The sequence below is a fragment of the Faecalibacterium duncaniae genome (assembly GCF_010509575.1).
GTDB lineage: Bacteria > Bacillota > Clostridia > Oscillospirales > Ruminococcaceae > Faecalibacterium > Faecalibacterium duncaniae.
This window is the reverse complement of record NZ_CP048437.1, coordinates 2797549-2816172: the sequence shown is the minus strand read 5'-3', so window position 1 is coordinate 2816172 and position 18624 is coordinate 2797549. Positions and strand designations below refer to the sequence as shown.

At 59.5% G+C, this 18624-nt stretch carries 18 protein-coding genes; 11 read left to right on the top strand and 7 right to left on the bottom strand.

Annotated features, from left to right (window positions below; all coding sequences use genetic code 11):
* The first annotated feature begins 11 nt into the window (after nt 1-11).
* Complete coding sequence (locus tag GXM22_RS13540) at nt 12-1631, top strand: phospholipase D-like domain-containing protein (RefSeq protein ID WP_005934515.1); 1620 nt, start codon at nt 12-14, stop codon at nt 1629-1631.
* A gap of 70 nt (nt 1632-1701) precedes the next feature.
* Here GXM22_RS13540 and GXM22_RS13535 read toward each other — a convergent pair whose 3' ends face one another.
* From GXM22_RS13535 to GXM22_RS13505, 7 genes are all read right to left on the bottom strand, one after another.
* Nucleotides 1702-2640 (bottom strand): nucleoside hydrolase, encoded by a 939-nt coding sequence (locus GXM22_RS13535; protein WP_005934514.1) that lies wholly within the window; start codon nt 2638-2640, stop codon nt 1702-1704.
* Nucleotides 2641-2651: 11 nt separating this feature from the next.
* Nucleotides 2652-3632 (bottom strand): alpha/beta hydrolase, encoded by a 981-nt coding sequence (locus GXM22_RS13530; RefSeq protein ID WP_005934513.1) that lies wholly within the window; start codon nt 3630-3632, stop codon nt 2652-2654.
* Between the two features lie 142 nt (nt 3633-3774).
* Nucleotides 3775-4644 carry a YitT family protein gene (locus GXM22_RS13525; RefSeq protein WP_035394591.1) on the bottom strand — a complete coding sequence of 290 codons (870 nt, stop codon included), beginning with the start codon at nt 4642-4644 and terminating at the stop codon, nt 3775-3777.
* Nucleotides 4645-4798: 154 nt separating this feature from the next.
* Nucleotides 4799-5473, bottom strand: coding sequence for a P-II family nitrogen regulator (locus GXM22_RS13520; protein WP_005934511.1), 675 nt, complete (start codon nt 5471-5473; stop codon nt 4799-4801).
* A 12-nt stretch (nt 5474-5485) separates the two neighbouring features.
* Entirely contained in the window at nt 5486-7036 is a 1551-nt protein-coding gene (locus GXM22_RS13515; protein ID WP_005934510.1) for a DUF1538 domain-containing protein, read from the bottom strand.
* A 199-nt stretch (nt 7037-7235) separates the two neighbouring features.
* Complete coding sequence (locus GXM22_RS13510; protein WP_005934508.1) at nt 7236-8555, bottom strand: NAD(P)-dependent oxidoreductase; 1320 nt, start codon at nt 8553-8555, stop codon at nt 7236-7238.
* A 124-nt stretch (nt 8556-8679) separates the two neighbouring features.
* Nucleotides 8680-9906 (bottom strand): nucleotidyltransferase family protein, encoded by a 1227-nt coding sequence (locus tag GXM22_RS13505; protein ID WP_242651685.1) that lies wholly within the window; start codon nt 9904-9906, stop codon nt 8680-8682.
* A 183-nt stretch (nt 9907-10089) separates the two neighbouring features.
* Here GXM22_RS13505 and GXM22_RS13500 point away from each other — a divergent pair, with 183 nt between their 5' ends.
* The 10 genes from GXM22_RS13500 (at nt 10090) to rplW (ending at nt 18616) form a co-directional block, all read left to right on the top strand.
* Nucleotides 10090-11286 carry an acetate/propionate family kinase gene (locus GXM22_RS13500; protein ID WP_005934505.1) on the top strand — a complete coding sequence of 399 codons (1197 nt, stop codon included), beginning with the start codon at nt 10090-10092 and terminating at the stop codon, nt 11284-11286.
* A gap of 315 nt (nt 11287-11601) precedes the next feature.
* Nucleotides 11602-11889, top strand: a complete 288-nt coding sequence (locus tag GXM22_RS13495) for a zinc-ribbon domain containing protein (protein ID WP_005921120.1) — start codon at nt 11602-11604, stop codon at nt 11887-11889.
* A gap of 332 nt (nt 11890-12221) precedes the next feature.
* Nucleotides 12222-12476 carry a DUF1858 domain-containing protein gene (locus GXM22_RS13490; protein WP_005934504.1) on the top strand — a complete coding sequence of 85 codons (255 nt, stop codon included), beginning with the start codon at nt 12222-12224 and terminating at the stop codon, nt 12474-12476.
* Nucleotides 12477-13148 carry a class I SAM-dependent methyltransferase gene (locus GXM22_RS13485; RefSeq protein WP_005934503.1) on the top strand — a complete coding sequence of 224 codons (672 nt, stop codon included), beginning with the start codon at nt 12477-12479 and terminating at the stop codon, nt 13146-13148. It abuts the gene before it with no gap.
* Nucleotides 13149-13291: 143 nt separating this feature from the next.
* Nucleotides 13292-14068: a Nif3-like dinuclear metal center hexameric protein gene (locus GXM22_RS13480; protein ID WP_005934926.1), complete on the top strand. Its 777-nt coding sequence runs from the start codon at nt 13292-13294 to the stop codon at nt 14066-14068.
* A gap of 234 nt (nt 14069-14302) precedes the next feature.
* On the top strand, nt 14303-16060 hold the full coding sequence (locus GXM22_RS13475; RefSeq protein WP_005934925.1) for an Rqc2 family fibronectin-binding protein: 1758 nt from the start codon (nt 14303-14305) through the stop codon (nt 16058-16060).
* A gap of 584 nt (nt 16061-16644) precedes the next feature.
* The gene (rpsJ, locus tag GXM22_RS13470; RefSeq protein ID WP_005934923.1) at nt 16645-16956 is read left to right on the top strand and encodes a 30S ribosomal protein S10; all 312 of its coding nucleotides are present in this window, start codon (nt 16645-16647) and stop codon (nt 16954-16956) included.
* A 93-nt stretch (nt 16957-17049) separates the two neighbouring features.
* Nucleotides 17050-17682 carry a 50S ribosomal protein L3 gene (gene rplC, locus GXM22_RS13465; RefSeq protein ID WP_005934921.1) on the top strand — a complete coding sequence of 211 codons (633 nt, stop codon included), beginning with the start codon at nt 17050-17052 and terminating at the stop codon, nt 17680-17682.
* Between the two features lie 14 nt (nt 17683-17696).
* Entirely contained in the window at nt 17697-18320 is a 624-nt protein-coding gene (rplD, locus tag GXM22_RS13460; protein WP_005934920.1) for a 50S ribosomal protein L4, read from the top strand.
* Complete coding sequence (gene rplW, locus GXM22_RS13455) at nt 18320-18616, top strand: 50S ribosomal protein L23 (protein ID WP_005934919.1); 297 nt, start codon at nt 18320-18322, stop codon at nt 18614-18616. The genes rplD and rplW overlap by 1 nt, the downstream gene beginning before the upstream one ends.
* Nucleotides 18617-18624: the final 8 nt, after the last annotated feature.

Below are 18624 nucleotides of genomic sequence, written 5' to 3'. Positions count from 1 at the left end.
AAAGGCGGAACATGAAAACAGAGAAACTGAAACAGAACGTCAAGGGCTATGTTCATCAGTTTGAGGACGGCGGCCTGCGGCTGTTGAGAAAGGGGCAGAAGGGTGTGATCCACGCCATCTTCAGCCGCTTTGGCCTGGTGCTGATCCTCCTGCTGCTGCAGATAGGGCTGTTGTTCAGCATCTTCCGGTGGTTCGGCAACCTGTGGCCTCATTACTTTGGCGGCAGCGTGGTCGTTACATCGGCCATGGTCATCTACCTGCTCAACAGCAAGATGGACAACAGCGCCAAGATCACCTGGATGGTGGTGGTTGCCATTGCGCCGGTGGTGGGCATTCCGATGTTCTTCTATGTCAAGAGCAATTTCGGGCACAACATCCTGCGCAAACGGCTGCTGGAGCTGGAGGATCAGCTGCGCGGCTGGCTGCCGCAGAGCCAAAAGGCAGTGGAGCAGCTGAAAGCGCTTGAACCCGGTGCGGCCTCGCTGGCAAAGTACCTGTACGGGCGGGGCGGCGGCTTTCCGGTGTACCAGAACACCGCCATGACCTATTTCCCCGGCGGCGAGGCAAAGTTTGAGGAACTGCTGCGCCAGCTGGAAACGGCAGAAGAATATATCTTTGTGGAGTATTTCATCATCGACGAGGGCCTGATGTGGGGCAAGATCCTGGAAGTGCTGGCCCGCAAGGCGCTGCAGGGCGTGGATGTCCGGGTGATGTACGACGGCACCTGTGAGTTCTCCACCCTGCCCCGCAATTACCCCCGACTGCTGGAAAAGCTGAACATCCAGTGCAAGGTGTTCAGCCCGGTGCAGCCGTTCGTCTCCACCCATTACAATTACCGCGACCACCGGAAAATTCTTGTCATTGACGGGCGGGTCGGTTTTACCGGCGGCGTGAATCTTGCCGATGAGTACATCAACCACATCCAGAAGCATGGCCGCTGGAAGGATGCCGCCGTGATGCTGGAGGGCGAGGCAGTCCGTTCGCTGACGGCTCAGTTTCTGCAGATGTGGGGCATCCTGAAGGAGCCGGAATATGAGCAGTTCCTGACCCAGCCCATTCCGGTGCCGGAAAATGCAAAGGGCGTGGCGGCTCCCTACGGGGACTGCCCGCTGGACGGCGAGCGGGTGGGCGAGATGGTCTATATCGACCTGCTCAACCGGGCCAGGGATTACATCCACATTATGACCCCCTACCTTATCCTGGACGGCGAGCTGGAGACCGCCCTGAAATTTGCCGCTGAACGGGGCGTGGATGTCCACCTTATCCTGCCCGGAAAGCCGGACAAGCAGTTCCCCTACGCACTGGCAAAGAGCCACTATTCGGCCCTGCTGGATTCGGGCGTGAAGATCAGCGAGTGGAGCCCTGGTTTTGTCCATGCAAAGGTATTCGTGGTGGATGGCAGGGAAGCGGTGGTGGGCACCATCAATCTGGACTACCGCAGCCTGTACCATCACTTTGAAGATGCCGTCTGGATGGTGGATGCTCCCTGTATCCGGGACATTGAGCAGGATTTCCAGCACACGCTGGAACAGTGCCGCACGGTGGAAAATACCTCGGCCAGCATCTGGCAGAAGCATTATCTGCTCCGTGCCACCGGAATGCTGCTCAAGGTCATTGCACCGCTGCTGTAACAGCTGAATTACAGAGCAACAGCCCCCTCAGGCTATTATGACCCGAGGGGGCTGTTGTTTTGTATGATCCTTATCTGAGGTAGCACAGCGCCAGCTTGGAATAAAAATCTTCCAGTGCAAAACGAACATCCAGATCGTGATAGACACGGATGGTTTTACGGTCGGAAGCTTCAGCATAGGTCAGGCTGGGCAGGAGCACAGGGGCCGGGCGGAGTGTCCAGTGCCCCCGGAATCCATTCTCCAGCAGGACGGCGGCGGTAGTGTTGTCACCCAAAGTCCAATTGCCCCCGGTGCGCAGAGGAAAGCGGGGATCGTATTCGGAGGGGTACTCGTCCATCAGCTGCTGAAATAGATAGGCTCCCACTTCGCCGCAGGGCCGTACCCGAAGCGCCAATTCGGCAAGGGATACCTCGAATCCGGCGTAGACATCCTGTGGGATCTGCCAGACCGTGACAGCGCTGTCCAACAGGACACGGCAGGCGATGGGGTCTTGCTGAACATTGAATTCCGGTCGTCCGGCGGGATAGGGGCCGCCGCCGTTCCAGAGCACCGTCATGCGGGACGCGATCTCCGGGGCACGGTTCAGGGCGGCGGCAATGTTTGTCATAGCGCCCTGGGCCGCAATGTACAGGGGAGCCGGGTCATCCCGCAGAGCCTCCTGGATCAGAAACTCGACAGCTTCACAGTCGGGAGCATCCTCCGGGGAGGCGAGAGGGGCAGTACAACCATGAAAAACAGGAACATCGTCGATGTGTGCGGCGTTCAGCAGGCGGCATACCTCCTGGTAACTGCGTTCCATGCTGTGGGGCGGCAAGCCCCTTTGGGTGGTTTTGACCTCGAAATGGGTGGCACAGATACCACGCACATCAAATTGCGGAGTAAGCAGATGGTGCAGGATGGCAAAGTCATCATCGCCCTCGTTTTTTGCATCGGTGTCAATGATGACCCGCACCCGGCAGGCCTCCGGCGGTGCAAATCCCAGCCGCGCAAGAAGTTCAGAGCGTTCCATGTGGTGTTACCTCAATTCAGTTTTACCAGAGCTTCGTTCAGTGCGGCCAGCTTTTCTTCATCGAACATTTTGTTGCTGTAGAATTGCAGATCATTCACCGAAATGCCCCGGGAGCCGGGCTCCTGCTGCACATATTGGGCCAGCTCCGGCAGCAGCTGCTGGATCAGGGCAGCGGACTGAGGAGTGTCCAGCAGGGTGCCGATCTTCATATCAAGACAGAATTCCTTGATTTCCTCCGGGGCGGGCACCAGCACGTCGTGGTTGAAGATGTGGTTCAGGAAGCCGAGTGCCATGCCCTGCCACACTGCGGATTCCGGGTTTTCCGGGTTTTGGGAATTGGCGATGTGGCGGCTGCCGGTGGAGAAGCCGTGGTCGCCGTAAGCAAAGATATGCATCTCATAGGGGATCTTCCGCTCTGCCAACAGGGTGGCAAACTGCAGGGACTGTGTGGCGGGCACCAGATGGTCGCCCTGAGTGGCAAAAAGGAAGGCAGGGGGAGTCTGGTCATCCACCTGCTGCAGCAGGTCCGGCAGCTCCATGCCTAACGCCTTGCCCGGGACGCTGAACACAGCGTAGCCCAGCAGCATGGCCGCAGGACGGACCCGGCCCATGGTGCCCACCGAGGCGGCAAGATGCCCGCCGGCAGAGAAGCCTACCACGGCAATCTGCTCCGAGTCGATGTGCAGGTCACCTGCGTTCTGATGCAGGTAGTCCATGGCCTCCTGCGCTTCGGCAAAGGCATTGGTATAGACCTCCTCCACCGGACAGTTCTGGGAGACGCTGTACCGCAGCACAAAGGCATTGTAGCCTGCATTCAGGAAGGCCAGCGCTACAGGATCGGCTTCCCGGTCTGAGCAGAAGGCATAGGCTCCACCCGGAAAGATCAGGATCGCAGGGCAGCGATCCAGAGCAGGCATTTCGGTGCAGGGATCCTGCAGGTAGCAGGTCAGCTGGGCATTGTGGGTCCCCATGGGGATCTGAGTGATTTTCATAGTTGGCTCCTTTTTCCTGTAGTAAAACGGGCCTTCGTACAGATAACCCCGAAAAGCAGGGGGGTCCCTGTGCGAAAGCCCAAAATCGACTTTGTTATTCCGATATCAATATAGCAGATAGCAGAAACACTGTCAAGGAGATTTACTGGTATTCCTTTTCCATCGAGAAGCCCCGGCCGCTGACTTCGGTCACGCGGCTGACGATGAGGAAACAGGCGGGGTCGATGGAATGGACCAGCTTTTCCAGCCGGGGCAGCTCCCGGTTGGAGATGACGCTGAGCAGCACCTCGCTGGGCTCGCCGGTGTAGCCGCCCTCGCCGTGGAGCACGGTCACGCCGCGGTCGATCTCAGCCAGAATGGCGGTGCGGATCTCATCCGACCGGGTGCTGATGATCTTGACCTCGGTGCGGCTGTCGCCCAGCATCAGCATCTTGTCCATGACGATGGTGTGGGTGATGACCAGCACGATGCCGTAGAGCACCTGCTCCGGCTGGCTGAACGCTGCCTGCACCAGCAGGATGGCGATATCAAAGAGCATCATGGTGATGGACACCGGCCAGCGGAACCATTTCTGCAGCACCAGCGGAGGGATATCCATGCCGCCTGTGGAAGCGCCCGCCCGGATGACCATGCCCAGCGCAACGCCGATGCCCAGACCCGAGAAGATGGTACAGAGGAAGATATCCTCAGTCAGCACCCGGCCATCCAGCAGCCGCTCAAACAGCGCCAGAAAGGCGGGGCTCAGCACGCTGCTGGCAAGGGTGTTCAGTGCGAACTTCCTGCCCAGCACCGCCCAGCCCCACACCAGCATGGACATGTTGAAGAGGAAGAGGAAACCGGAGACGGAGAGCCCCGTCAGCCGCCCGAAGGCCAGCGCGATGCCGGTGGCACCGCCCGTGATGAGCCCGGCGGGCTCCAGAAACAGGGCCACCGCCAGCGAATACAGTGCGTTGCCCAGGATGATAGCCAGACTGTTCAGCAAAAGCTGCTGCCAGCGACGAGTAGATTTCATAGCAGTACCTCCCATACTATCCTTATAATACAGGAAAACTTCAAGAAAATCCACCCGATGCGGTTGCTTCCCATCAGAACAGCGGAATTGATGTGGCTGCCAAGGGCTCCCCCTTTGGGGGAGCTGGCGCGAAGCGCCTGAGAGGGCGAGACCGTTACTCCTCGTCCAGCAGCCGCAGACCCGCCGTATCGGTCACGGGCAAGGAGAACACGATGGCTCCCGCCTTGGGGCCTGCCCCCTGCATGATGGCCTGCATGATCTGGTTTTTCAGGGTGGTGCGGGACACGATGAGCACCAGCTCCTTCTCGTTGACCAGCTCCACCCCCATAAAGTGGGCGGCACCCTCCATGCCGGTGCCCTTTGCGTGGATGACGGTGCCGCCGCCAGCTCCGGCGGCGCGGGCCGTGTCCATGATGGAGCCGGTGTGGCTCTGATTGGCAATGACGAGCAGCAGCTCATAGCGGGTATCCTTCAAGGTGCTTTCCTCCTTCAGTGCAAAGGTCTGGTGTTCGGTCAGGAATTGCAGCGCCCGCTTGCCGCCGATGCTGCTGACCGGGATGATGAACGCGATGCCGGTGCCCGGCACATCGATGCGCATTTTGCGGCGCAGGTCTTTTTGCAGGCCGGGCCAGGTCTCGGCGGTGATCATGGCAAAGAGCACGGCCTTTTCGGTCTGCTCCAGCCCCAGGGTGGAAAGGGTCTCCCGCACCGCCGTGCCTGCACCCACCGTGCGCAGGCTGACCGTGATGCCGTGCTCCTCGTAAAGGGCCAGAAAGGCATCGGTGGAGTGGCGGTCGGTGATGGTGATGAGCCAGTATAAAGTATTCACAGCAGGACCTCCTTACAGCTCGATGATGGCATCATCCGGCAGGTCGGCAAAGGCCAGCGCGGCGGCGGGCACAGGCTGTGCCTGGCGGGCCCGGCGCTGCTTGAGCTGGGCCATCAGACCCATGAGCTGCACCGTGATGAGGGGGGTCATGGCGACCATGGCCACCACGCCGAAGGCATCGGTGACGATATTGCCGCCCACGGCCACACAGGCACCCTGTGCCAGCGGCAGCAGGAAGGTGGCCGTCATGGGGCCGGAAGCAACGCCGCCCGCGTCAAAGGCGATGGCGGTGTAGAGCTTGGGCACCACGAAGGAGATGCCGATGGCAAAGGCATAGCCCGGGATGAGAAACCACAGGATGGAGATGCCGGTGAGCACCCGCACCATGGCAAGACCCACCGAGAGGGAAACGCCTGCCGAGAGGGCTGCGCCCATGGTGCTGGCGGAGATGGCACCGTCGGTCACTTCCTCGACCTGCTTGTTCAGTACATAGACGGCGGGCTCGGCCTTGACGATGAAGTAGCCGATGAGCATCCCGATGGGCACCAGCAGCCAGCGGAAGCTCTGGCCTGCCAGCACCTGGCCCAGATAATTACCGGCGGGCATAAAGCCGATGTTTGCGCCTGCGAGGAATAGCACAAGACCGAGATAAGTATAGGCCAGGCCCACGCCGATGCGGCCCAGCGTCCGCCGGTCGAGCTTGAGGGCCGCCAGCTGGAACACGCCGAACATGGCGATGATGGGCAGCAGGGAGGTGGCGATCTCCTTGATGTAGGTGGGCAGGCCCTCGTGGAAGAGCTGCCACAGCTCCACGGAATCGCTGACGTTGGGCAGGATGGGCGGAACGTAGGTGCTGTCGCTGGCCTGGAACGCAATGCCCAGAATGAGCACTGCCAGAATGGGGCCGATGGAACACAGCGCCACCAGACCAAAGCTGTCGTCCGCGGCATGGCGGTCGGAACGGATAGCGGCCACGCCGACACCCAGCGCCATGATGAAAGGAACGGTGATGGGGCCGGTGGTCACGCCGCCGGAATCAAAGGCCACGGAAAGAAATTCCTTTGGTACAAAGGCGGCCAGCACAAAGATGAGCCCGTAGAACACCACCAGCAGCTTGGGCAGGGCAATGCCCAGCAGCATACGCAGGAAGGCGACCACGAGAAACAGCCCCACGCCTGCCGCCACTGAGAGGATGAGGGTCATGTTGGGGATGGAGGGCACCTGATTGGCCAATACCTGTAAGTCGGGCTCCGAGATGGTGATGAGGAAGCCCAGCAGAAAGCCGACACCGATGATGAGCGGCACGCTCCGGCTTTTGGTGAGCATTGCGCCCACCCGCTCGCCCATGGGGCTCATGCTCATCTCCGCGCCCAGCGTAAAGAACATGATGCCCACAATGATCATAGCCGCGCCCAGCAGGAAGCAGAGCAGGATGCTGGGGGAGACGGGAGCAATGGAAAAGCAGAGCACCAGCACGATGGCCACGATGGGCAGCACCGCCTGAAGCGCTTCCAATAATTTTTCCCGCAGTTTGGGGATGGATGCCTTGAGAATAATGTCCACCGACCTTTCGAGAAAATATTTCCGCAGTGTACAAAACACATACGGATATATGATTAGTATACTGAAAAACGGAAAAAGGGGTCAACTAAGAAACGGTAAAGATGGATAAATAGATGCAAAATTTACAAATTGGAAATCAAATGGAAACCGATGAGAAATAAAACGCCCGGCGGGACAGACCAGCCGGGCGGGAAAAGCATTATTTGACTTCCTGTTTGCCCAGAACGTCTGAGGTGGGGGTCTGGAAGGTGGGGATGTCGGCGTAGGGATCGGGGGTCGTATCTGCAGGCAGGCTCTTCATGTACTTGTCCATGGATTCGGCCACCTGCTTGGCAATGGCTACGGCCTCGACCACGGTACGGGCACCCATAACGGCATCGCCGCCGGCAAACACGCCCTCGCGGGTGGTGCTGCCGTCCTCGCTGACGGTCAGCAGGCCCTTCTGGTTGGTCTCGATGCCGGTGGTGGTCTTGACGAGGTTGCTCTCCGAGCCCTGGCTCACCGAGACGATGACACCGGTGTGGGGGTAGAAGGTCTCGCTGCCCTCTACCTGCACGAACTTGCCCTCTTCGTTCTTGACCGTGTCGCGGCAGATCAGGCCGTTTTCCCGGATCTCCACCGGGGCCTTGCAGAAGCGGAAGCCCACGCCCTCGAGCTTGGCATAGCTGACCTCGTACGCAGAGGCGCTGATGCAGCTTTCGTCCCGGCGGGCATAGCAGGTGACATGGCGGGCACCGTTGCGGATGGCGGTGCGGGCGCAGTCCATGGCCGAGTTGCCCACGCCGATCACGGCGATGTCGTCCCCCAGCCGGAAGGCCTTGGAGTTGGCCAGATAGTCGATGCCGAAGGCCACGTTGCCCAGGGCCTCGCCCTTGATGTGCATGGCGTTGGCCTTCCACAGACCGGCACCGATGAACACGCTCTTGTAGCCGTCGCGGAACAGGTCGTCGATGGTGATGGTCTTGCCGATGGTGGTGTTGGGCCGGACATGGATGCCCTTGAGCTCAAGGTGGCGGTACTGGAAATCGTCCAGCACGCTGTCGGGCAGGCGGTAGTTGGGGATGCCGTACCGCATCACGCCGCCGATCTTATCCCGGGCATCGAAGATGGTGATATCATAGCCCCAGCGTGCCAGCAGCACGGCAATGGTCAGGCCGGCAGGGCCTGCACCCACCACAGCGGCCTTCATGCCGTTCTTGGGGGCGGGGCCCTTGGTCATCTTGTTGGCATAGGTGGTGGAGATATAGTCCTCGATGATGGAAAAGTGGACAGGATCGTGGCTGGGCATCCGGTTGCGGATGCAGTGGCCCTCGCACTGGTTCTCGTGGTTGCAGACCAGAGAGCAGACCGTGGTCAGGGGGTTGTTCTCAAACAGCATCCGGCCTGCGGCATCCAGCTCGTTTGCCTTGAGCAGACGGATGACCTCGGGGATGTTGGTGTGGATGGGACAGCCCTGCTGGCACATCGGCTTTTTGCAGCCGAGGCAGCGGTTGGCTTCGTCCAGAACGTGTAATGCCATGGAGTTCCTCCTCTTGTCCCACAGGCTGGGGACGCTTCGTTGTATCCAATACTATCATTATGATACACCGAACTGCTGCCGGGATACAAGTGTGGAAATGTAAAAATTTCAGGAGAAAATTTTGCTATTTCGTCAAAAAGATAATTTTTTGACGAAGTACACCCCCCATCGGCTCCGGCTTTTTACGACACAGCGCGCCAAAATCACAGGCCCGCAGCTGTGCATCCACCACCGCCCGGCAGGGGGTGTTCTGTTCGGCCAGCCGTGCAAGGGAGTGGGACACCGGCAGTGCGGCAGCCTTCAGGAAGGGAAGGGCATCCTTCTGCGCCCCCAGCAGGTGGAGATAGGGCGGCAGGGCGGGGAAGGCATCGGCAGAATAGTCCAGAGCGGCATCCATGGCCAGGCGGCGCATCCGTGCCCGTGGATAGCGCACGGTGGTCAGGCTATCCAGCAGCTCCGCATGGGTGGTGCTGGAACGCACGGCGGCTTCCAGCCGGTGCTCCAGACCTTCCGAAATGCCCCGCACCTGGGCAAACGGCGCGGTTCCTGTGCACCGGCTGCGCAGAAGCGCCAGCTGACAGCGCTGGGCGGCCGCAAGATCGGTGTACTGCCCGGCGGCAAAGGCTTCCCGGTAGAGCGGCAGGACTTCCGCCGGAACATAGGGGGCAGCGGCATTAGCTCCGCCGTTCTGCCAGAGCGTGCGCAGGGCGCTGGCACTGGCAAACTGCCCCCCTGTTTCGGTCAGGGCCTGCCCGTGACCGGCACCCTGCCGGGGCAGGGGGATCGGCACCAGAGAAGCCCCCAGCTCCAGAATAGCCTTGCAGTATTCCACGGCCAGATTGTTGTTGGGCTTGTCCAGCAGGGCGGCAAGGCCGGTGCCCGGGCAGACTGCTTCCACTGCTGCCTGCCGGGCTGCCGCAAAGCTGCGGGCCCCGGCAGCAAGCCGGGCCTTGAGGGCGGTGCGGTATTCCGCGCCGGAGAGCACCCGGGCGGCTTCCATCAGAAGCGCCGCATCCGGGGTCTCGGCTCCGAACACCAGAGCGTCGCACCCGGCGGCGGCCAGCAGCTGCACCCCGGCCCGGGCAAAGCATTCCGCCCCGGAACAGGCATAAGGAGCGGGCAGGGCGAACACGAGGTCGGCCCCGCAGGTCAGCGCGGCCTGCACCCGCACGCTTTCGGGCAGCAGGGGCAGCGCGCCCCGCTGGGTCAGCCCGCAGCTCATGGCCACCGCCACCCGCTGAGCACCCAGTGCCTTTGCCTGCTGCAGCTGCCAGGCGTGGCCGTTGTGGAAGGGATCGTATTCGGCAATGATCCCGGCAAGCTTATACATTGTGAAATTTATATCGTTCATACAGAAATAACCTGTGTCTCTTTCCATTTGTGGGCAGGGTGTACAAAAAAGCATGGATACTTTGTGGAACCCTTTGCCCGGTTGCGGCTTGAAAACCCTTGGAACCTATTATATAATATTTCTAGGAATCTGTAAAATTCTGTCCGCATCTGCGAACCGAAAAGAATATGGAGGCACAAGAAGATGAAAGTTCTGGTTATTAACTGCGGCTCTTCTTCCCTGAAGTATCAGCTGATCGATATGGACGGCGAGAAGGTGCTGTGCAAGGGCCTGTGCGAGCGCATTGGCATGGAAAGCAGCATGATCACCCACGAGGCCAACGGCCACAAGGCCACCACCCCGGCGATCTTCCCCACCCACACCGAGGCTTTTGCTGAGGTCGTGAAGAAGATGACCACCGGCGAGGGCAAGTGCATCAACGATGTCAGCGAGATCAACGCCATCGGCCACCGCGTTGTCCACGGCGGCGAGAAGTTCAAGGCCAGCTGCCTGATCACCGATGAAGTCATCAATACCCTCCGGGAGCTGAGCCCCCTGGCCCCCCTGCACAACCCCGCAGGCATTCTGGGCATTGAGGCTGCACGCAAGGTGTTCGGCAACATCCCCATGGTCGCTGTGTTCGATACCGCTTTCCACAGCACCATGCCCCCGAAGGCTTATATGTACGCCATCCCCTACGAGTACTATGAGAAGTACGGTGTCCGCCGTTACGGCTTCCACGGCACCAGCCACAAGTATGTTGCATACAAGGCTGCTGAGTACCTGGAGGAGCCCATTGAGCGCCTGAAGCTGATCACCTGCCACCTTGGCAACGGTTCTTCCATTGCTGCTGTGGACCAGGGCAAGGTCGTGGATACCTCCATGGGCATGACCCCGCTGGCAGGCCTGATGATGGGCACCCGCTGCGGTGACCTGGACCCCTCTGTAGTCAACTACCTGAAGTACACCCTGAACATCACCGGCCACGAGCTGGACGAGATCCTGAACAAGAAGTCCGGCCTGCTGGGCATCTCCGGTGTCTCCAGCGACAAGCGCGATGTGGAGGAGGCAGCTGCTGCAGGCAACAAGCGCGCACAGCTGGCTTCTGACATGCTGAACTACCAGATCAAGAAGACCATCGGCAGCTACATTGCCGCCATGGGCGGCGTGGATGCCATCGTCTTTACCGGCGGCATCGGCGAGCATGATGCTGCTGCCCGTGCAAAGATCTGCCACCACATGGATTGGCTGGGAATCCGCATCGATACCGACAAGAACAAGCATATCCAGGGCGATGTCTGCGAGATCACTGCCTGGGGCGCAAAGGTCCGCACGCTGGTCATTGCTACCGATGAGGAGCTGATGATCGCCCGCGACACCAAGGAAGTTGTCGAGAAGTAAGCCGTTCGTATTTTACGCGGTTTTTACAATGCAATAAAAAGGGGAACGCGCTTCTGGATGGGGCGCGTTCCCTTTTGCTGTTTTCCGGGGCGCAAACCCTGTCTAATTGGGCCGAATGCACAAAAATGAAGCCGAAGGTTTGTTTTTTGGTTGACAAATCAAAAAAAGAACGGTACAATAGAGAAGTCCTCAACCAGAGGATGTTCTATCATTCAAGCCCCTGGTAGCTTACGATCAGCGCGATGGTCCCTAAAAACCAAAGGTATGGTTACAATCCTTCCGCGGGCAAGAACTAAACAAAGAGGAGATACTACTATGTTCGAAGACAAGACTTTAGTTTGCAAAGACTGCGGCAAGGAGTTTGTTTGGACTGCTGGTGAGCAGGAGTTCTACGCATCTCGCGGCTTTGAGAACCAGCCCCAGCGCTGCAAGCCCTGCCGTGACGCTCGCAAGAACGGCGGCGCACGCAGCAACAGCGGTGAGCGCCAGATGTTCGATGCTGTCTGCGCAGCTTGCGGCAAGGCTTGCAAGGTTCCCTTCCAGCCCCGTGAGGACCGTCCGGTCTACTGCTCCGACTGCTTCGCTCGTATGAAGCAGAACTAAGCGCTGATTTTTAAATCTGAAGCTTGGCCCCCGCTGTCGCAAGATGGCGGGGGCTTTTTGTGTGGAAAGAGGACGCAAAACCTCTCCGTCATTGCTTCGCAATGCCACCTCCCCTAACGAGGGGAGGCCTTGGCATTCCACGCAAAGTTTCCGGTTTCGTCAGAGGCTCCCCTACCAGGGGAGCTGGCGAGCGTAAGCTCGACTGAGAGGTTGTACAAAGATGAGGCTTAAAATTTGTAAGAAGTCTTGCAAAAATACCTAGTAATAGGGTATAGTATATACGAATGGTCTGTTTGACCACGAAAACACCCACAACAGAAAGGAATCCCATCATGTTTGATATTTTTAATATGCTCAAGAAGAACGAGGAGAACAAGACGATGCAGGTGACCCGCGAGACCATCATTGGCGATATTCTGGATATGGATCAGACCACCGCTCCCTATTTTATGGAGATCGGTATGCACTGCCTGGGCTGCCCCGCTTCCCGCGGCGAGACCATTGCCGAGGCTTGCGAGGTCCACGGTGTGGACTGCGACGAGCTGCTGGAGAAGCTGAACGCCCATCTGGCTTCCAAGAAGGCCTGAGTGCTCCCCACACTGGATGCGCGTCTGACCGCCGCCGCCGAGCTGGTGCTGCCGGGCAAGCCGGTGGCCGACATCGGCTGTGACCACGGCAAGCTGACAGCGGTGCTGGCGGCCTCGGGGAAATACCCCCGGGTCATCGGGGCTGATCTGCGCCCCGGCCCGCTGGCAAAGGCAGAACAGACGCTGGAACATGCAGGATGCAAAGACCGCGTTGAGCTTCGGCTCGGCGACGGTCTTTCTGTGTTGTCTGCGGGCGAGGTGGGTACCATTGTGCTGGCGGGCGTTTCGGCACAGACCACCTGGGAGATCATCGAACAGGCCCCGTGGGTGTCGCAGGTCGGCGGGCCCCGGCTGGTGATGGTGCCGGCCACCCGCCACAGCGAGCTGCGCCGCTGGCTGTGGGAACACGGCTTTGCGCTGGCGGCAGACCGCCCCGTGCAGGCGGCGGGCCGCTGGTACGCCGTGATGGCCGCCGAGTACACCGGCGAGGTGCGCATCCCCACCTTTACCGAGTGCCTGTTCGGCAGAACAGCCGAATGGCCCGAGGGTGCAGGATATGCCGCCTGGCAGAAGGCCAAGCTCCCCCGTTTCCGGCTGGGCGTGCCGGATGGGACGGAGCTGGCAGAGGAGATCGATAAATTGTTAGATGGCTCGCCCTCTCAGACTCGCTGACGCTCGCCAGCTCCCCCAAAGGGGGAGCCCTTGGCAAAACCGGAAACTTTGTGGGGATTGTCAAAACCTCGCCCTTCGGGAGAGGTGGCATTGCGCAGCAATGACGGAGAGGGTGAGGCTGCTGAAATCGGAGGTACAGCTTTATGGCTACAACCAATGATATTTACGCTGAGATGCAGCGCTATGCGCCGCTGGAACTGGCAGAGAGCTGGGATAACCCCGGCCTGCTGGTGGACTGCGGCCGTGAGGTGTCCCGGGTGCTGGTAACGCTGGACATCACCCCCGAGGTGGTGGAGGAAGCTGCGGCCGGGGGCTGCGAGCTCATCGTGTCCCACCACCCGGTCATCTTCAGCCCGCTGAAAAAGCTGACCCCCCGAGATGTATCGTTCCAGCTGGTGCAAAAGGGCATCTCTGCCATCTGTATGCACACCAATCTGGATGCCGCCGAGGGCGGTGTGAACGAGGTGCTGGCGGGCATCTTCGGGATGCGGGACTGGGAAGTGTTTGCCGATGGCTGCGGCCGGGTGGGTGAGGTTGAGCCCATCACGGTGCCGGAGCTGGCCCGCAAGGCGCAGGCTGTGCTGGGCGGGCGGTGCAACCGGCCCCGGAGCGGCCCCGCGGTGCAGGTCAAGTTTGCGGATACCGGCAGGACCGTAAAGCGGCTGGCGGTCATCAGCGGCGCGGGCGGAAGTATGTTCGAGGATGCCCTTGCCGTGGGGGCGGACTGTCTGCTGACCGGCGAGGCCAACCACCACGCGGCCATAGATGCCGTGCGTCTGGGGCTGTCGCTGGTGGCGGCGGGGCACTACGCCACCGAGTTCCCGGTGTGTGCCGCCATCGCTGACCGTTTGCGCACTGCGTTCCCGGAGCTGGAGGTGCGGGTGAGCGGAGAGAACAGAGATCCGTTTACTTATATATAATAAGGAATTAAACCTCTCAGGCGCTTTGCGCCAGCATACGGGTTGCGGCTCCCAGCGTCCACTTCGTGCAAAGTATTACACTCGTGTCCTGCTGGCCGCTGCCCCAACAACTCCTCCCTTCATCCGCCACTGGCGGCGGTCGTCGTCGTTGCCTAGTAGGGGAGCCCTTGGCAAAACCGGAGCGTTTTGCGTAAACGAATAAGAGATTCTATCAGAGAAACAGGTGATTATAAGATGGCACTTGATGCCGCGACGCTGGCGCTGACGGCTGGGGAGCTGAAACAGACCCTGACCGATGCGAAGATCGCAAAAATATTTGAACCCACCCGCGACGAGCTGGTGCTGACCCTGCGCACCCGCACCGAGACCTATGCGCTGCTGCTCTCGGCACGCAGCGGCTCGGCCCGGGTCTGCTTGACCGAAGAGAGCTTCGAGAACCCCGAGACACCTCCCTCCTTCTGTATGCTGATGCGCAAGCATCTGACCGGCGGCAAGCTGCTGGATGTGCAGATGGAGCCGGGTGACCGCATCGTGTACTTTACCTTCCAGTGCACCAACGAGATGGGTGACCTGGTGCAGGACATCCTCTGCGCTGAGCTGATGGGCCGCTACTCCAATCTGGTGCTGGTGCAGAACGGCAAGATCATCGATGCCCTCAAGCGGGTGGATTTTGAGGACAGCGATGTCCGGCAGCTGCTGCCGGGCCTGCCCTACACCATTCCGCCCAAACCGGCCCGCCCTGACTTTTTGCAGGTGAGCGCCGCGTCTATCGTGGCGGCAGCCTGTGAGCGGGACCTGCCTGTGGCCGATGCTCTGAACAAGACCGTGGCCGGTGTCGGCCCGGTGGTCTGCCGGGAAGCCGCCTGGCGCGCCTTCGACGGGGAACACCTGCTGGCCAACGAGCTGGACGATGCGCAGAAGCGGAAGCTGATGGCCGCCATTGATGAGCTGAAGGAACTCCACCACAACGGCGGCTGTCCCTGCAGCGTGACAGCCCCGGACGGCAAGCCGGTGGAGTTCACCTTCTTCCGGCCCCTGCAGTACGGCGATACCTATATTATAAAAGAGTGGCCGTCCTTCAACGCCCTGCTCGAGGGCTACTATGCCGAGAAGGACCGCGCCGAGCGCCTGCGCACCAAGAGCAAGGAGCTGCACAAGGCCGTGCACAACATGTACGAGCGTGCGGTCCGCAAGCAGGCCGCCCGGCAGGAGGAGCTGGCCGCCAGCGGCAAGAGCGAGAAGCTGCGGCTCTACGGGGAGCTGCTCTCGGCCAACCTCTACATGGCCCAGAAGGGAATGAAGAGCATCACCGTGCCCAACTGGTACGATGAGGGCAAGGAAGTGACCATTCCGCTGGACCTGCGGTTCAGCCCCAGCCAGAACGCCCAGAACTTCTTCAAGAACTACAAGAAGAAGCAGACCGCCGCCCGGATGCTGGTAGACCTGTTGGCAGAGGGTGAAAAGGAGATCGCTTATCTGGAAACCGTACTCTATGAGGTGGAGACCGCCGCCGGTGAGGCGGCACTGAACGAGATCCGGGCCGAGCTCAAGAGTCAGGGCTACCTGAAATACTACAAGCAGCGCGACAAGCGCCAGAAGCCTGCCGACTTCCTGCGCTTTACCTCCAGCGACGGCTTTGAAATTCTTGTGGGCCGCAACAATGCCCAGAACGACAAGCTGACCCTCCACACCGCCCGGGGCAAGGATCTCTGGTTCCATGTCCAGAAGGCTCCCGGCAGCCATGTGGTCGTGATGAGCCGGGGGGAGGATATCCCGGACACCACCCGGCAGGAGGCCGCCGAGCTGGCCGTGATCTATTCCAGCGCCTACAAGGCCGGGACCGGTGCCAAGGTGGCCGTGGACACCACCGAGGTGAAGAACATCTGGAAAGCCAACGGCGCAAAGCCCGGCATGGTTCTGTATGAGGTGTACACCACCGTCTACATCACTCCCCGGGATGGGCTGGAAGAACAGCTGAAACAGAAAAAGTAAAGAATGACCCTCTCCGTCAAAGCCTGTGGGCCCTGACGGAGAGGGTCTTTTTGTATAAAGCGCCCCATTCCGGTGCATCCTGAAAGGCGGGGGAGTTTTCCACGCAAAAACGTGGAACGCGGTATGCAAAATGCACAAAAAATGCGCCAAAAGACCGTGTAGAGAAAATAAAAAAGAAAAATACGATTTTTTTGAAAAAACACTTGCCAAATGCACGCAGATGTGATAAAATATCTCTCGGCTGCAAAGGGCTTGTGCGATACAAGTCGTGCAGGCCAGCGATATGCGTAGATGCGGGAGGTTGTCATCCGGCAATAGTCGTGATGGGTTATTTCCGCGGAGTATGTCCGATCTTAGAACCGGGCGAAAAAATTACTGACAGCGATGGAATACGTTCCCTCGGCGGGGCAACCTGCGAAACGGGCGGAACCAATGTTCGGATTTGATTTGCTAATATATTTCCGGGAGAACTGCCAAGCGGTTCACCGGTTTTTCTAGTGCCAAATCGAGGAACACCCGGAACTGTGTAGAGCAATTTATCGGCTCGCCTAGGGCAAAATCAATTTTTTCAGGAGGCGTAAGCAATGGCAGTCAAAGAGAAAATCAGAATCCGTCTGCAGAGCTATGATGCTCAGCTGATCGATGCCGCAGCAGAGAAGATCGTGGAGACCGCAAAGCACACTGGTGCCCGCGTGTCCGGCCCCATCCCCCTGCCCACCGATCGTGAGATCGTTACCGTTCTGCGCGCTACCCACAAGTACAAGGATAGCCGCGAGCAGTTCGAGAGCCGCACTCATAAGCGTCTGATCGACATTCTGAAGCCGTCCAACAAGACGGTCGAGGCTCTGATGAGCCTCCAGCTCCCCGCTGGCGTGGACATCGAGATCAAGCTGTAACAGCTGATCCAAGCGATGCTCCTCGTTTCCCGAGGGGTCATGTTGGCGGTGACGTGCGCCGCCAACCAATAACCTTTACAGGAGGAAAAGAAAATGGTTAAAGGCATTATCGGCAAGAAAGTCGGTATGACCCAGCTGTTCGATGAGAGCGGCAAGGTTATTCCCGTAACTGTCATCGAGGCTGGTCCCTGCACCGTGGTGCAGAAGAAGACCGTCGAGAGCGATGGTTACCAGGCTGTCCAGCTGGGCTTCGGCGAGGTTTCCGCCAAGAAGGTCAACAAGGCAGCTGCAGGTCACTTCAAGAAGGCAAACGTTGCCCCCAAGAAGACCCTGCGCGAGTTCCGTCTGGAAGATGTTTCCGCAATGAACGTTGGCGACGTGCTGAAGGCTGATGTCTTCGCAGCAGGCGACAAGGTTGACGTTGCAGGCGTTTCCAAGGGCAAGGGCTACCAGGGCGTTATCAAGCGCTTTGGCCAGCACCGTCTGCGTGAGAGCCACGGCACCGGCCCTGTTGCTCGTCATGCAGGTTCTATGGGCGCTATTTCCAACCCCTCTCGTGTGTTCCCCGGCAAGCGCCTGCCCGGTCACATGGGCTTTGTGCGGGTCACCGTGCAGAACCTGACCGTTGTCAAGGTTGACACCGAGAACAATCTGATCGCTGTCAAGGGTGCGGTTCCCGGCTCCAAGGGCACCATCGTCACTCTGGCCAACAGCGTGAAGGCGTAAGGAGGAAAGCTACAATGGCAAAGTTTAATGTAGTCGATATGAACGGTCAGCACGTTAGCGAGATCGAGCTTTCCGACGCCGTGTTCGGTATCACCCCGAACGAGAAGGCTGTCCACATTGCTGTGGTGAACTTCCTGGCCAACCAGCGTCAGGGCACCCAGAACACCAAGATCCGCATGGAAGTTTCCGGCGGCGGCAAGAAGCCCTGGCGTCAGAAGGGCACCGGCCACGCTCGTCAGGGCTCCATCCGTGCTCCCCAGTGGACTCACGGCGGCGTTGCTCTGGGCCCCAAGCCCCGCAGCTACAACTACCACATCAACAACAAGGTCAAGCGCCTGGCTCTGCTGAGCGTTCTGTCTGACAAGGCTGCCAATGGCAACATGGTCGTTGTTGATAAGTTCACCTGCGACGAGTACAAGACCAAGGCTGTGGTTGCAATGCTGAACGCTGTTGGCGCTGGCAAGAAGAACCTGCTGGTCAACGAGACCGTCGATGCAAAGTTCGTCAAGAGCGCTGGCAACATTGCCGGTGTCAAGACCACCTTTGCAGGCAGCGTGAACACCTACGATGTGCTGAACGCCGACAAGCTGATCATCAGCGTCGACGCAGCTAAGAAGCTCGAGGAGGTGCTTGGCTAATGAAAACCGCACATGATATCATCCTGAAGCCGGTCATTACCGAGAACTCCATGGCTGGCATCGCTGATAAGAAGTACACCTTCAAGGTTGCTACTGATGCCACCAAGGTCGAGATCGCTCAGGCTGTCGAGACCCTGTTCCCCGGCGCTAAGGTCGCTAAGGTCAACACCATTTCCGTGCGTGGCCGCTTCCGCCGCCAGGGCATGCATGCTGGTTACACTGCCGCTTCCAAGAAGGCAATCGTGACCCTGACCAAGGACTCCAAGGAAATCGAGTTCTTCAACAGCATGGTCTAAACCGAACC